Source organism: Pseudomonas sp. SDO55104_S430, from assembly GCF_054070595.1.
Genome location: NZ_JBSVXG010000004.1, coordinates 36,551 through 51,888, shown reverse-complemented (window position 1 = coordinate 51,888; position 15,338 = coordinate 36,551). Strand labels below are relative to the sequence as shown.

At 62.8% G+C, this 15,338-nt stretch carries 10 protein-coding genes; 6 read left to right on the top strand and 4 right to left on the bottom strand.

All coding sequences use genetic code 11. From position 1 onward, the window contains the following. Positions 1–88: 88 nt before the first annotated feature. The 3 genes from ACW9JE_RS01500 to ACW9JE_RS01490 are packed head-to-tail and all read right to left on the bottom strand — an operon-like array spanning position 89 to position 5,572. A complete protein-coding gene (locus ACW9JE_RS01500) occupies positions 89–1,135 on the bottom strand; it encodes a TauD/TfdA family dioxygenase (protein WP_457431633.1) in 1,047 nt (348 codons plus the stop codon). 17 nt (positions 1,136–1,152) lie between these two features. Continuing rightward, entirely contained in the window at positions 1,153–4,587 is a 3,435-nt protein-coding gene (locus ACW9JE_RS01495; protein ID WP_457431632.1) for a condensation domain-containing protein, read from the bottom strand. Positions 4,588–4,594: 7 nt separating this feature from the next. Further along, entirely contained in the window at positions 4,595–5,572 is a 978-nt protein-coding gene (locus ACW9JE_RS01490; RefSeq protein ID WP_457431631.1) for a TauD/TfdA family dioxygenase, read from the bottom strand. Positions 5,573–5,840: 268 nt separating this feature from the next. On the opposite strand from ACW9JE_RS01490, the gene ACW9JE_RS01485 reads away from it, so the two are divergent. The 4 genes from ACW9JE_RS01485 to ACW9JE_RS01470 all read left to right on the top strand — a co-directional run bounded on the left by ACW9JE_RS01485 (position 5,841) and on the right by ACW9JE_RS01470 (position 13,807). Beyond that, positions 5,841–7,901 (top strand): TonB-dependent receptor, encoded by a 2,061-nt coding sequence (locus ACW9JE_RS01485; protein WP_457431630.1) that lies wholly within the window; start codon positions 5,841–5,843, stop codon positions 7,899–7,901. Between the two features lie 130 nt (positions 7,902–8,031). After that, positions 8,032–9,453, top strand: coding sequence for a diaminobutyrate--2-oxoglutarate transaminase (locus ACW9JE_RS01480; protein WP_457431629.1), 1,422 nt, complete (start codon positions 8,032–8,034; stop codon positions 9,451–9,453). Positions 9,454–9,520: 67 nt separating this feature from the next. Then, positions 9,521–10,666, top strand: coding sequence for an efflux RND transporter periplasmic adaptor subunit (locus ACW9JE_RS01475; RefSeq protein ID WP_457431628.1), 1,146 nt, complete (start codon positions 9,521–9,523; stop codon positions 10,664–10,666). Positions 10,667–10,678: 12 nt separating this feature from the next. Then, entirely contained in the window at positions 10,679–13,807 is a 3,129-nt protein-coding gene (locus ACW9JE_RS01470; protein WP_457431627.1) for a multidrug efflux RND transporter permease subunit, read from the top strand. Between the two features lie 5 nt (positions 13,808–13,812). Here the strand turns inward: ACW9JE_RS01470 and ACW9JE_RS01465 are convergent, their stop codons facing one another. Further along, on the bottom strand, positions 13,813–14,079 hold the full coding sequence (locus ACW9JE_RS01465) for a FecR/PupR family sigma factor regulator (RefSeq protein ID WP_457431626.1): 267 nt from the start codon (positions 14,077–14,079) through the stop codon (positions 13,813–13,815). A gap of 112 nt (positions 14,080–14,191) precedes the next feature. Between ACW9JE_RS01465 and ACW9JE_RS01460 the strand changes: the two genes are divergently transcribed. Together ACW9JE_RS01460 and ACW9JE_RS01455 are read left to right on the top strand one after the other, a co-directional pair. After that, positions 14,192–14,509, top strand: coding sequence for a fe2+ zn2+ uptake regulation protein (locus ACW9JE_RS01460; RefSeq protein ID WP_457431625.1), 318 nt, complete (start codon positions 14,192–14,194; stop codon positions 14,507–14,509). Between the two features lie 366 nt (positions 14,510–14,875). Beyond that, a complete protein-coding gene (locus ACW9JE_RS01455; RefSeq protein ID WP_457431624.1) occupies positions 14,876–15,337 on the top strand; it encodes a metallophosphoesterase family protein in 462 nt (153 codons plus the stop codon). Position 15,338 lies beyond the last annotated feature (1 nt).

The following is a 15,338-nucleotide window of genomic DNA, read 5'->3' as shown; positions in this document are numbered from 1 at the left end:
AACCAGGGTGCGGACAGCGCCACGCCAACCCACCGGCTGACGCCGGCAGAAAGTTGTGTGATCAACTGAAAAGACACCCGTTGAAAAATCAGACCGCTACGTCACTCGACAGCAGGGCTTCCGCCATGCCGGTCATGATCGCGCGCTTGCCAGTGAAGGGTTCGCGGCCATGGACCGCGAGCATGTTGTCGATAAACAGCACATCGCCCTGTTGCCAGCTGAACCGCACCAGTGAATCGAGGTAGGCGGCCCGCAGGGATTGAAGGACGTGTGGCTCGATGGCCTCGCCGTCGCCGTAGAAGGTGTTGGTGGGCAGGTCGATATCGCCGAAGTTGCTTTGCAGTGAATCGCGAATGCTCGGCGGCAGGGTGCTGATGTGGAAGAACGTGGCGTGGTTGAACCAGACTTCTTCGCCGGTCCTCGGGTGACGGACCACGGCGGGCCCACGCTGGCGGGTGCGCAGGCGGTTATTGTCTTTCCACTCCACTTCGATGCCGACGCTGGCGCAGTAGGCCTCCACCTCGGCGCGGTCCTCGGACTGGAACACGCTCTGCCACGGCAAGCCAAAACCGTCACCGTAGTTGCGCACGTACATCACGCCTTTTTCCCGGAAACGCGCTTCGATCTCCGGGCTGATGCCGGCCTTCACCGCGCGGGTCGAGCCGATCGGGGTTTCGCCGCCGGTCTCGGACGGCAGGTGGCAGTAGAAGAACAGACGCAACGGAAAACGCGGGGAATAGGAGTGTTCGTTGTGCGGAAAAATCATCTGGTCGGCCGGGTAATCGGTCGAGGTGTAGATGTTGCCGCCGACCCGGGTGCGCGGCGAGGCGCGGAACATGTATTCCAGGGCGCCGGGGGAGAGCGCGGCGATCACCTGATCGAACTGCTCCACCGACTGCACGGAAAAGCCGCGAAACAGCAGGGCGCCGTATTGCAGCAGTTTCTTCTCCAGGTTTTCCCGTTCGCTGGCCGCCCAGGCAACCAGATCCACGCCCGCCACCGCAGGCTCGATCACCAGCGGCAGGGCGTGATCCGGGTTCAACAGGCGCTCGCTGACCAGTTGCCGTTCCGAGACGTTCATGGCTTTGCGTCGCACGCCGCCGAGGGCGCGAGACGGTGGGGGCACGATAGACATAAAGGCATCCAACTCGGTTAGAGGGGCATTGAGCGACGTTTGGTTTGCAGCATCTGGGCGCGGCCGGCCGAGGCCTGGGACTGCTGGCGTTCACGCTGGAACGCCTGATCCCAGGCTTCGAGGCGTTCGGCCAGTGCCGGCAACGGCAAGTCCAGCAGATCACGGGCTTCGCCCAGCAGCAGCGTCCACAGGTGTTGCAGGCGCAGGGCGCGGTCCTGATCGAAAAACTCGCCGCGGAATTTAAGGTTCGCCTCGATGCCCGCGCTGCCGTGGGTCAGGTCCAGCACCAGATGGAAATCCCCCGGATCCTGGGCCGATACCAGCGAAGACATGTGCGCGCCGGCGATGGCGGTCGGGTTCACCCGTGATGGCTGGTAGTTGAGCTTGACCTGGAACAGCGGCGAGTGACCGGCGCGACGTTGCGGCGCCAGGGCCGAGACCACCAGATCGAACGGCAGGCCCTGGTGGGCATAAGCCAGTCGAGCCTCGTCACGCACTTGAGCGAAGAAACCGGCCAGGGTCGGTTCGCCGCTCAGGTCGCAACGCAGGGTCAGCTGGTTGACGAAGAAACCGATGACGTCGTTGTGCGCCGCCAGTGGCCGGCCGCTGACGTCGGTGCCCAGCAGGAACTGCTGCTGGCCGCCGATGTGCCGGATCACCAGTTGATAGCTGGCCAGCAACAGCATGAACAGGGTCATGCCTTGCTCGCGGGCCAGTGCGGTCAGCGGCTCGCAAGCGGCCTGGGGCAGGGTGAAGTTGAGGTGGTGCTCGCCCGGATTTTTTCCGCTGCCACCCAGGGCCAGGGTTTGCGGCACGTTCGCCAGATGCTCGTGCCAGAACTGTTGTTCGGCGGCGATGCGTTCGGCGCTCCAGTGAGCGGCTTCCCAGCGGGCGAAATCCAGATACTGCTGCGGACGTTCTGCCGTGTTGGCGCCCGCCAGTTCAGCCAGCAACAGTTGCGTCGAACGACCGTCGAAGGCGATGTGGTGCAGGGTCAGCAAAAGGTCGTGTTGCTGGTCGTCGCGGCTGAGCAAGACGGCGCGCAGCAACGGGCCGTTTTGCAGATCGACAGGGGTGGCGTGTTCTTCGGCCAGACGCTCGGCGAGGGCTTTTTGCTGGATGTCGGACGGCTGATCGCGCAAATCGTGCAGGGTTAGCGGCACCGCTGTTGCCGGTAGGATTCGCTGTTGCGGTCCGGCGACGTCGTCCTGATACACGGTGCGCAGCACGCTGTGACGGTCGATCAGGGCGTTGAGTCTTGAGGCCAGTGCTTCGGTGTCCAGCGTGCCTTCCAGACGCAGATGCAGCACCAGGTTATGGCGGGTGTCGGTGGGATCGAGTTGACGCAGGAACCACAGACGGCTCTGGGCGAAGGACTGGCGGCCGTGATCCTTGTCGACGCCGGAGTCTTCGGTCGAGGCCGTGGCTTGCGGCGCGGTTTCGGTGAGGAAATCCAGCAATGCCTGAGCCCAATCGGCCAGCGTCTGTTCACCGAACAGACGCTGAGTGTCGAGGTTCAACCCAAGATCCCGGTGCAGACGGGCAGCAAAGTCGGCCACGGCAATCGAGTCCAGGCCGAGGCTGATCAGGCTGTGGTCGAAGTCCACCGCCATGTACGGATTGACCTCGCGCAGGGTCTGCTTGAGCCACTGGCGGCAAGCGGGCAGGGCGCTTTCATCGCCCAGGGCAACACGTTCCAGCAGTTGTGCGCGCTCGATCTGTTCGGCGTCGTCGACCGTCGCGCCACCGTACTGGGCAATGATGCTCAAGGTGCCCGCGGCCAATTGCTTGCGCGAACCCTGGCGGGCGATCTTGCCGCTGGTGGTCATCGGAATGGTGCCGGCTTCCACCAGCACGATCTGGTCGATGCCGCAGTCGGCGGCTTCACGCACGGCGCTTTGCATCGACGCGAACAGCGCCGGATGCTGCGCCGGCTTGACGTATTTGCGATGCGGCTCGGCGACGATCACCAGCTTCTCGCGGCCCAGCACCGGGTCCATTTCCGAGAACGCGGCGATGCGCCCGGTGCGGATGCCCGGCTCGGCGTCGGTGATGGCGAATTCGATGTCGTGGGGATACAGGTTGCGACCGTTGAGGATCAGCAGATCCTTGACCCGCCCGCAGATCACCAACTGGCCTTCGTGCATGAAACCCAGGTCACCGGAGCGCAGGTAGTGGCCCTCTTCGCCAACGATGCAGGCCTCGAAGGCCTCGCGGCTGGCTTCGGGATTCTTCCAGTAGGACTCGGCGTTGCTCGGGCCTTGCAGCCAGACTTCGCCGACCTGATCGGCGTCGCAGCGTTCGTGGTTGTGCGGATTGACGATGGCGATGCTGTGCAGGGCTTGCGGGTAACCGCAGGCAACGAATTCCACGGCCGGGGCATCGTCTGCCGCCAGGGCCACGCGACCGCTTTCCAGCACGGCTTTGTCCAGGCGCAGCACCACCGGCAGGGCATCGGCTGGGGTGGCGCTGACGCACAGGGTCGCTTCGGCCTGGCCGTAACCGGGGCTGATCGCCAGCGGGTTGAGGCCGCAGGCGGCAAAGCGCTGGGCGAAAGTATCGAGGGTGCCGGGGTGAATCGGCTCGGCGCCGTTGATCGCGTGTTGCCAGGCGCTCAGGTCGAGCTGGGCGATCAGGTTGTCGCTGACCACGCGGTTGCACAGGGCGTAGGCGAAATTCGGCGCGAAGCTGGCGGTGGCGCGATAACGGCTCAGGGCCTGGAGCCAGGTGGACGGTGCGTTGACGAACGTCTGCGAGGCGATCAGGTAGCACGGCATGCCGCTATAGAGCGGCGCGAGCATGCCGCCGATCAGGCCCATGTCGTGGTACAGCGGCAGCCAGTTGACCATGGCACCGTGTTCATCGAAGCCATAGGCCTGACGCATCAGTTCGACGTTGGCGATCAGGTTGCGCTGGCGCACTTCGACGCCCTTGGGCGTGCCGGTGGAACCGGAGGTGTATTGCAGAAAGGATACGGTCGCGCCGTCGATGTCCGGGCGTTTCCACTCGCTGGCAGGCGGCATGCCGAGGTCCTCGACCGTCGACACATCGACCCGGCCTTCGACCAGTTCGCGCAGGTTGTCGCAATGATCGGCCGGGGCCAGGATCAGCGCGGGCTCTGCATCCACCACCACATTGCGCACGCGATCCAGGTGACGCGGTTTGCGCGACGGTGGAGGAAACAGCGGCACGGCAATCAGCCCGGCGTACTGGCAGGCGCAGAAGGCGCGGGCGTAGTCGAGGCTGCTGGGCAGCATCAACAGGACCCGGTCACCCGGCGCGTAACGCGCCTGCAAGGCCGCCGCGAGCGACTGGCTCTGTTCGTGCAGTTGGGCGAAGGTCAGGGTTTCGCCGATCTCGACGCCATCGGGCAAAAAGTGCAGGGCCGCGCGCTGTGGAAAATGCCGGGCGTTGGTTTCCAGCACTTCGATCCAGTGTTCAAAAGAAAACATGTGCAATTCACGCCATGGCAACGATGACTTTGCGGTCACCGGTGTAAGGATTACGGCCGTGAGCGACCAGTCGGTTGTCGAGCATCAGGACGTCGCCGGGCTGCCACGGGAAGCTGATGGCGGTCTGGCGATAGACCTCGCGCACGGTGTCGAGCACCGCATCGGGAATGGCCGAGCCGTCGCCGAAGTACACGTGGCGTGGCAGGTTTTCTTCGCCCACCACAGCCAGGAGACTTTCGCGCACGGACGGTTCGATGGCCGAGACATGAAAGAGGTGCGCCTGGTTGAACCACACCCATTCGCCGGTATCGGGATGCTGCAGCACCGCCGCGCAACGCTGGCGGGTGCGCAATTCGCCGTCGGCTTTCCATTCCCACTGGATGTCGTTGTCCTGGCAGTAACGCTCGACCTGGGCGCGGTCTTCGGTGTTGAAGACTTTCTGCCATGGCAGGTCCAGCGCGCCGCTGTAGTTGCGCACATATAGAAGCTCGCGGCTTTCGAACATCTCGCGGATTTCGGCAGGCATGCGCTGGTAGATCAGGCGGCTGTCGGCAATCGGCGTCTCGCCGCCCGTCTCGCTGGCCTTGATGCAGTGGAACCAGATGCGCGAAGGCCAGGGCCGGGTGTAGGCCTGTTCGTTGTGCAGGGGGATGAACTGGTGGGCCGGATATTCGGTGGAGCTGTAGACCCCGGCGAACACTTTGCTGCGCGGCGTGGAGCCGAATTCGTAACTGGCCAGCGGCGCGCCGAAGCTGGCGGCGAAACGCTTGAAATCGATTGGGGTGGGCACGTTGAAGCCGCGAAAAAGGACGCCGCCAACGGTGGTCAGCGCCTGATCCAGAGTGGCGCGAATCCAGGCGTCCAGATCGTGGATCGACTGTCCCGGTTTGCCCTCGACCAACACCGGCAGCGTCGACGAATGGTCGACGACTGGAGCAGGGGACAAGGCTTCGGAACGCACGCTGAGGGGTTCGATTGATGTCATCCGGGTGCATCCTTTTTTATCTTTTTCAGTCCAGCAAAAGGGCGTTTACCACCTGGAAAACCGGGCAAAGGTGGCTACGCTGGTTGCGCTGAGGGGCGCCGCTGAAATGTATTGTCACCGATACAATGAGGCATATTTATTACAAATGAGAGCCATTATCAATCTTATTCCTTTATTTTTTTTTTTGGATTAGACTCCCGCCGGCTGGGGAAAATCAGCGTTCTGGACATTGAGAAAAACACCAAATTTTGTCGCAGGGGAGCGGGGCGTGAATTACAAAAAAACTACAATTGCACTGGCTGTGGGGTCGGCCATCTACCTGACCAACAATGCGTGGGCAGCCGAACAAACGAACACTGTGGAGATTGCTCCAATCACGGTAACGGGTGAAAAAATCAACCGTTCCCTGGAGAAAACCCAGACGAGTGTAGCCGTCGTTACGGATAAGCAACTGCGCGAGAAAGAAGACCACAGCCTGGTCGATGTGTTTGCCCGCACACCGGGTATCTACAACACCTCCGGCAACGAAAACTGGGGTATCCGTGGCGTACCGGTTTCCGGTTTCGATGACCAGGGCCCCGCCGCACTCAATGGTGCCGTGTCGGTATTCGTCGACGGCGCAGTGCAACCGAACCGCGCGCTGACCCTGAGCCCGATGCCGCTGTGGGACGTCGAGCAGGTCGAAGTGTTCCTCGGCCCGCAATCCACCACCCAAGGCCGCAACTCGCTGGCCGGTGCGGTGGTCATCCAGACCAAGAATCCAACCTTCGAGCCGAGCCTTTCGGCACAGGCCAATGGCGGCACCTATGGTGAGCGCGGTGGCGCGATCGCCGGTGGCGGTTCGATCGTCGACGACAAGATTGCCGGCCGTATCGCCCTGGATTACCAGGAAGGCGACGGTTACATCGACAACCTGTTCAACGGCGATGACGCCAACCCGACCCGCACCGCCAACGGTCGCGGCAAGTTGCTGATCCTGCCGAACGACGACACCGATGTGCTGCTGACCTATGCCCACGGTGAAAGCCGCAAGGGCGACAACTCGGTGGTTCGCCAGGGCGACCGGATCCGTTACTACAAGATCGACTCCAACACCGAAGCCTACGACAAGCTCAAGCAGGACACGGTCAGCGCCAAGGTCGATTATCGCCTCAATGACGACTGGTCCATCACCAGCCTCACCGCCAACACCGACTCCGACTACGATGCGCGCCTGGACTTCGATCAGTCGTCCACCGCCAACCAGGTGGTACTGCGCAAGCAGGATGGTTACCTGTTCAGTCAGGAACTGCGCCTGAACTACAACTCGGACGACGTGAAGAGCTTCGCCGGTCTCTACTACGGCCACAACACCAACAACTTTCACGATCGCCTGTTCAACGGCTCGCGTCTGCTGGGTACGGTCAAGGGCGATACCTCGATCGAAAACAGCGCCGTGTTCGGTGAAGTCAACTGGACCTTCGCCCCGCGCTGGACCTTGATCACCGGCTTGCGCTACGACCACGAGAGCAACCACACCGACGTGGAAGCCGATGACTTCTCCGAGCCGGGTAAAGACACTCAGAAGTCCGATGCCGTGCTGCCGAAGCTGGGTATCGACTACGAGTTGGCGGACAATCAGTTCGTGGGCTTCATGGTGCAACGTGGCTATCGCGGCGGCGGCGTCAACGTCCGCGCCGGCAGCGGTCACACCTCCTACGATCCGGAGTACACCACCAACTACGAGCTGTCGTACCGTGGCTCGTTCATGGATCAGACCCTGCGTACCCGCGCCAACCTGTACTACACCGACTGGAAGGATCAGCAGGTCAGCGTCGTGAACCCGCAAACCGAGTTCTTCGACGTATTCAACGCCGGCCGCAGCGATATCAAGGGCCTGGAAGTTTCCGTTGAAAAAGACTTCGGCCAACAGCTGACCCTGAACGCCGGTGCCGCCGTGACCGACGGCAAGTACAAGGACTTCGAAACCAGCGACGGTCGCGACATGAGCGGCGAAGATTTCCTCTTCTCGCCGAAATACAAGATGACCATGGGCGCCACCTATCGCTGGAACGAGCGTGTGACCCTCAACACCGACGTCGTCTGGCAGAGCACCGCCCCGTCCGAGTATGAGTTCAACGATGCCGGTCAGGTTATCAATGAGCGCAAGGCCGACAACTACTGGCTGGCCAACTTCAACGCCGAGTACAAGGTCACCAAGAACGTCTCGGTATCCGGTTACGTGAAAAACGCCTTCGACAAGGAATACGTCACCAACAACCGCAGCGGCGACATCATCGATGTTGGCGCACCGCGTACCGCCGGTCTGATCCTGCGCTACGACATGTAACGCAACCCCGGTAAACCATGGACAAGGGGAAAGGATTCCCCGCATCCGGTCTCAAGGCTTTAGTTACCTGAAAGCTTTCACTTTCAGGCCGTTCTGGTCCTGTCCAAACCCAGCCTCCGTGGAGGAAATCATGAGTGCTTTTTCGAATGCCACATCCGGTGGCGCGCCACAGCTACGCCTGTTGCACACCGGTCTGTCGAACCCGTACTGCCTTGATCCGACGCCGCTGCTGGAACGTCAGCAACAGCAGGAATCCAACGCCCGCAGCTACCCGCGGCGCATTCCACTGGTGCTGGAACGGGCTCATGGCATCTACGTGCAGGACAGTCGCGGACAGGTGTTCGTCGATTGCCTGGCGGGCGCCGGCACCCTGGCGCTGGGGCACAACCATCCGGTGATCGTCGAAGCCATCACCCAGGTCCTGGCCTCGGGTCTGCCGATGCACACCCTGGACCTCATGACGCCGGTCAAGGACGCTTTCGTCCAGGAAATCTTCGGCTGCCTGCCAGCCGACTTTGCGCGAAATGCGCGCATCCAGTTTTGTGGCCCCAGTGGCGCCGATGCGGTGGAAGCAGCGCTGAAGCTGACCCGCACCGCCACTGGCCGGCATTCGGTACTGGCCTTTGAAGGGGCCTACCACGGCATGACGTTGGGCACGCTGTCGATCAGCGGCAACCTCTCGCCGAAAAATGCATTGGGCGGCTTGATGGCCGGCGTGCAACGCCTGCCGTTCCCCCACGATTACCGTTGCCCATTTGGTGTGGGTGGCGAGCAGGGTGTGTCCCTGAACGTGCGTTACCTGGAGCACCTGCTCAACGATCCGGAAAGCGGCGTGACCGCGCCGGCGGCGATGATCCTCGAACCGATCCAGGGCGAAGGCGGGGTGATCACCGCGCCGGATCGCTGGCTGCAGGAACTGCGGCGCCTGACCCAGGCCCACGGCATTCCGTTGATCGTCGACGAAATCCAGTGCGGCATCGCCCGCAGCGGCCGCATGTTCGGCTTCGAGCACTCGGGCGTCACCCCGGACGTGATCACGCTGTCCAAGGCCATCGGTGGCGGCCTGCCGTTGTCGGTGATGGTCTACAACGATTCCCTCGATGTGTGGCAACCGGGCGCCCACGCCGGCACCTTCCGTGGCAACCAGCTGGCGATGGCTGCTGGCACCGCGACCTTGCGCTTCATCCGCGACGAAGGCCTGGTGGCCCACGCCGAAAGCGTTGGCGCGCACCTGCGCAAACAGTTGCTGGCGCTGCAGAGCGAGTTCGACTGGATCGGCGATGTGCGGGGCCGTGGCCTGATGCTCGGCATGGAAATCGTCGACCCGCAGGGCGAGCGCGATGCGCAAGGCCATCCGCCGGTGGACACCGCCCGGGCCAAGGCCTTCCAGCAGGCGTGCCTGCAACACGGGCTGATCGTCGAGCTGGGCGGTCGTCACGGCGCCACCGTGCGCTTCCTGCCGCCGCTGATCATCACCGAACAGGAGATCGATTTCGTCGCGCAGATCCTGTTCCGCGCGGCCAGCACGATCAACGAGCGTCCGCTACGCTGATGCACTGCGACAGAGGGGCCTGCCGACCGCAATCGGCAGGCCTTTTTTCATTGGACAGGGAGTGACAATGCACAAGGTTTTCGCCTCCATGAAGCCCGCCTGGCTGTTGCTGGCGGTGCTTGGATTAAGCGCTTGTGGTGAACACAAACCACCAGCCACCAGTGCGGCGGTGCCGCAAGTGAAGACCCTGACGGTGCAGCCGCGGGCCTTTGCCATGACCATCGATCTGCCGGGACGGATCGAGCCGGTGCGCATTGCCGAGGTGCGCGCGCGGGTGGCCGGGGTGGTGCTGACCCGGCACTTTCAGGAGGGCAGCGACGTCAAGGCCGGCCAATTGCTCTTCAGCATCGACCCGGCGCCGTTCAAAGCTGCGCTGATGCGCGCCGAAGGCGCACTGGCCAAGGTCGAGGCCGATGCCTATCGCGCCAATGCCCAGGTCCAACGCTTCAAGCAACTGGTGGAGATCAACGCGGTCAGCCAGCAGGCCTTCGACGATGCCATGTCCGACCTCAAGAGCGCCCAGGCCAATCGCCTGACGGCCCAGGCCGATGTGACCACGGCAAAACTCAACCTCGGTTACTGCCAGGTGCGCGCGCCAATCAGCGGCCGGATCGGCCGCGCGCTGGCCAGCGAAGGTTCGCTGGTGGGGCAGGACGAGGCGACACAGATGGCGCGCATTCAGCAACTGGACCCGATCTACGCCGACTTCACCCAGTCCGCCGATCAGGTGGTGGCTTTGCAACAGGCTCTGGCCAGTGGGCGCCTCAACGGTCAAGGCGCCGCCGAGGTCACGCTGCAGGTGGGCAATCCGCCGAAGGTTCGTCGCGGCAGCTTGATGTTCTCCGATATTTCCGTCGATCGCGGCACCGGTCAGGTGACCCTGCGCGGCGAATTCCCCAACCCCGACAATCTGCTGCTGCCAGGCCTGTACGTGCGCGTGGTGGCGCCGGCCGGGGTCGATCCGCAAGCCTTGTTCGTCCCGCAACAGGCGGTGCAGCGCGGTACCGATGGTCAGGCGCGGTTGATGCTGGTGGACGCCGGTGGCGTGGTGCGCGAGCGGATCGTGAGCACCGGCGCGATGCAGGGCTCGGACTGGCAGATCACCCAGGGGCTGTCCGCCGGGGATCAGGTGGTGGTCGAGCGCGTTGACAAAGTCAGCGCCGGCATGCAGGTCAACGTCATCACACTGGCCGGGCAACAGGCCCGCAACTGACGGAAGTTTTCGATGCCGGAATTTTTCATCAATCGTCCGAACTTCGCCTGGGTCATCGCGTTGTTCATCTCGCTCGCCGGGTTGCTGACCCTCGGGACGCTGGCGGTCAATCAATACCCGGACGTGGCGCCGACGCAAATCACCGTCAGCGCCAACTACCCCGGCGCCTCGGCACAGATCGTCAGCCAGAACGTCACCAGTCTGATCGAAGAGGAACTCAACGGCCTCAAGGGCCTGATCTATCACGAATCCAACAGCGCCAACGGTGGAGCCGGCATCACCATCACCTTCAAGCCGGGCACCGATGCCGACCTGGCACAGGTCGACGTGCAGAACAGCCTGCAACGGGTGATCGGGCGCATGCCCCGGGCAGTGATCGAGCAAGGCCTGAAGGTCGATCAGGCGCGCTCCAATTTCCTGCTGGTCTACGCCTTGTCCTACACCGACGATCAACAGGACTCCATCGGCCTGGCCGATTACGCGGCCCGCGCCGTCAACAATGAAATCCGCCGGGTCAACGGCGTCGGCCGGGTGCAGATGTACACCTCCGAACGGGCCATGCGCATCTGGGTCGATCCGGCGAAGTTGGTGGGCTACAACCTGTCGATGGCCGATGTCGGAAAGGCCATCGCCGCGCAGAACGCCCAGGTGCCCGCCGGCAGCATGGGCGAACGACCGGGGCCGGCCGACCAGCAGATCACCGCGACGGTGATGGTGCAGGGGCAACTGGAGTCGGTGGAGGCGTTCGGCAACATCGTACTGCGCGCCAACGACGACGGCTCCAGCGTGCGCATCCGCGATGTGGCGCGGGTGGAACTGGGGCGCAGGGATTACCGCTTCGACGCGCGGCTCAACGGCAAGCCGGCGGCGGCCATGTCCGTGCAGCTGGCGCCGGGGGCCAATGCGCTGGAAACCGCCGAGGCGATCAAGTTGCGGCTCGAGCAACTGTCCAGCACCTTGCCGGCGAACATGACCGTCAGCGTGCCTTACGACACCTCGTACTTCGTCGACGTGGCGATCCATCAGGTGATCTACACCCTGATCGAAGCCATGGTCCTGGTGTTTCTGGTGATGCTGCTGTTCCTGCAGAACCTGCGCTACACGCTGATTCCGGCAGTTGTGGTGCCGGTGTGTCTGCTGGGGACCATTGCGGTGATGGCGCCGCTGGGCTTCTCGATCAACATGATGACCCTGTTCGGCATGGTGCTGGCCATCGGCATTCTGGTGGACGACGCCATCGTGGTGGTGGAGAACGTCGAGCGCCTGATCCGCCAGGAGCATCTGTCGCCCAAGGCCGCGACCCGCAAGGCGATGAAGCAGATCAGCGGAGCGATTGTCGGCATCACCCTGGTGCTGTCGGCGGTGTTCCTGCCGCTGGCGTTCATGGGTGGTTCGGTGGGGATCATCTATCAGCAGTTCGCCATGACGTTGTCGGTGTCGATCCTGTTTTCCGGGTTCCTTGCGCTGACCCTGACGCCGGCCTTGTGCGCCACGGTGATCAAGCCTTTCGATCCGGCGCATCAGTCCCATGGCAACCGCTGGATGCGCGGGTTCAATCGACGCTTCGAGGCACTGGCTCAACGTTATGAGCGGTTGGGCGCGAGCTGGGTCAGGTGCAGCGCCCGCAGCATGGGTTTGTACCTGCTGTTGTTGCTGGTATTGGCATATGCCTACGCGCGACTGCCGACTTCATTTTTGCCCTCAGAGGATCAGGGCTACATCGTCACCGATATCCAGCTGCCGCCGGCGGCTTCGGCGTCGCGCACCGACGTGACGCTGCAGGCCTGGGAGCGATATGCCTTGGCACAACCGACGACCGATCATGTGCTGGCGATCCTGGGTTTCAGTTTTTCAGGGGAAGGCGCGAACGCTGCGATGTCCTATCTCACCCTCAAGGATTGGTCGCAGCGCGGTAGCGGCGAGTCGAGCAAGGCGGTGGCGCGCAAGGCGAACGATGCCTTCGAAGACGTGCCCGACGGCACGCTGTACAGCGTAGTGCCGCCACCGGTGGACGGCCTCGGTACCGCCAGCGGTTTCGACCTGCGCCTGCAGGATCTGGCGGGGCAGGGGCACGAGGCGCTGCAGAAGGCGCGGGTTCAGTTGCTGGCGGCGGCCAAGGCTTCGCCGGTGATCGGGCATCTGAGCGAGGATGCACTGGCCGATGCACCGCAGATCAACGTCACCATCGACCGGGAAAAGGCCGAGACCCTGGGCGTGAGTTTCGATGTGATCAGCGCCGCGCTGGCCTCGGCGCTGGGCTCTGAGGAAATCAACGAGTTCGCCAATCAGGGGCGCATGCAGCGGGTGATCGTCCAGGCCGATGGCAGCAGTCGGCAAACGCCTGAGGCGCTGCTGCGCCTGCAAGTGCCCAATCGGCAAAACCAACTGGTGCCGCTGGAAGCTTTCAGCCGATTCGAGTGGCAGGTGGGGCCATTGCAGATCGGCCGCTACAACGGCTCGGCGTCGCTGCGTTTTTCCGGCGAAGCGGCGTCGGGGTACAGCAGCGGGCAAGCCATGGCGGAATTGAAGAGAATCGCCCGAGAGTTGCCGGCCGGTTTCAGCCTGGAATGGTCGGGGCTGTCGTTGCAGGAACAGCAGGCCAGCGACCAGGTGCCGATGCTGGTGGGCCTGTCGCTGACCATGGTCCTGCTGGTGCTGGTGGCGCTTTATGAGAGTTGGGCGATTCCCTTTGCGGTGCTGCTGATCGTGCCCATCGGCATGCTCGGCTCGGTCGCGGCGGTGACGGTGCTGGGCATGCCCAATGACGTGTATTTCAAGGTCGGGCTGATCACCATCATCGGCCTGGCGGCGAAGAACGCCATCCTGATCGTCGAGTTCGCCAAGGCGTTGCACGCGCAGGGTGCGAGCCTAGCGCAGGCGGCGTCTCAGGCGGCGCGCTTGCGCTTTCGGCCGATTGTCATGACGTCGCTGGCGTTCATTCTTGGCGTGGTGCCGCTGGCGCTGGCCACGGGTGCGGGCGCTGCCAGTCAGCGGGCGATCGGCACCGGGGTGATCGGCGGGATGCTGGCGGCGACGGTGCTGGGGGTGTTGTTCGTGCCGGTGTTCTTTGTTTCGGTGCTGACCCTGGCCGAACGGCTGCGCAAGCGTCGCTCGGTAAAGGTCGAGGAAGGTGTGTTGTGAGCGGGTTACATCTTGCGCACACCGTGGTGACGGGAGGGCGGATCGGTCAGCAGCTTTTTCGCGGTGCGCGGGTCGTTCGGCAGCTCGTCGCTCAGATCCCAGATCTCCAGCATCTTCGCGTACTCGAACGCGTGCCGCGGATCGGCCTGGACCCATTGCTGAAACGCCGCCCGCTCCTCGGCGGTGCAGGTTTCATCATTCAGACGCAGGCACCAGTGCGCGGCCTGAGTGAGGATCTCGTCTTCTGAATCTTGAGGGTTAGAGGGTTTCATCAACCATTACCTGTGTGACCGATGCAGCACTCTAACGGAGCAATTGGTAAAAAAACGTCAAAAACAACATCACCAATTCAAATGCCAAACGTTTTCGAAAAGGACTCTTCGCATGTACCACCTCCAGGCCCCGACCGCTCCACGCACCAACAAACCGATCCGCGAACTGCTGGAATTCTACGGTCTGCGCACCAGCCTGATCCGCCTCAAAGTCATCGACGCCTTGCTGGTCGCCGCCCGGGAAGGCCGCAGCATCGGTGTGAACGGCACCCACGCCTGGCTTGAGGCCTCGGCGGTAGAGTGTTCGTTCATCAGCGTGCGTGAAGTGTTGAAGCGCTTGTGCGAAGAGCGGGTCATCGATTACCAGGTAGACAAGAGCTACAGCTTTACGGCCGAGGCCTGGGCGATTCTGATGCGTCCCTCGGCCTGACGCATAACCCTGTAGGAGCAAGGCTTGCCCGCGAAGACGGCCTTGTAGCCAACCAAATTCCCCAGATGTACAGAAAGTCCCATTGTGGGAGCGGGCTTGCTCGCGAAAGCGGTGTGTCAGCCAACATCTACGGCACTGACACTCCCTCTTCGCGGGCAAGCCCGCTCCCACAATTTTTTTGTGTCGGTTGCGAAATTTGTGGTCGGCACAAACCCTTGTGGGGGCGGGCTTGCCCGCGATGGCGGCCGGATAGCCGAACTGATTTACCCGGCTGTACTCAGGTCGCACAGGTTTTTGTGTGATTGCAGGATGCTAGGTGGAGACGAATAATCAGGGCATGTTTTTGAATCGGTCATGGAGTTCTGCATGAAGGTGGGCGTGATCTCCGATACCCATGGTTTGCTCCGCGCCGAGGCCCTTGAGGCATTGCAGGGTTGTGAGCGGATCATTCACGCGGGGGACATTGGCAAGCCGGAGATTCTTGAGCAACTGGAGGCCATTGCGCCGCTGTATGTAGTCCGTGGGAACAATGACCTGAAGCTGCCTTGGGCGGGGCGGATTGCCGATCATCTGCGGTTCGAGCTTGAGGGGTGGCAGGTGCTGCTGGTGCATGACATAGCGGATGTGCCGGCGTTGCTGGAGGAGGGGACGAGGCTGGTGATTACCGGTCATTCGCACAAGCCGGTGATTGAATGGCGGGGGGAGCGGTTGTTTCTCAATCCGGGGAGTGCGGGGCCCAGGCGGTTCAGGTTGCCGGTGACGGTGGCGTTGCTGGACGTGCTGCCTGATGTAATGGAATCGCGATTGGTTTCCTTGCTCGATATCTGAC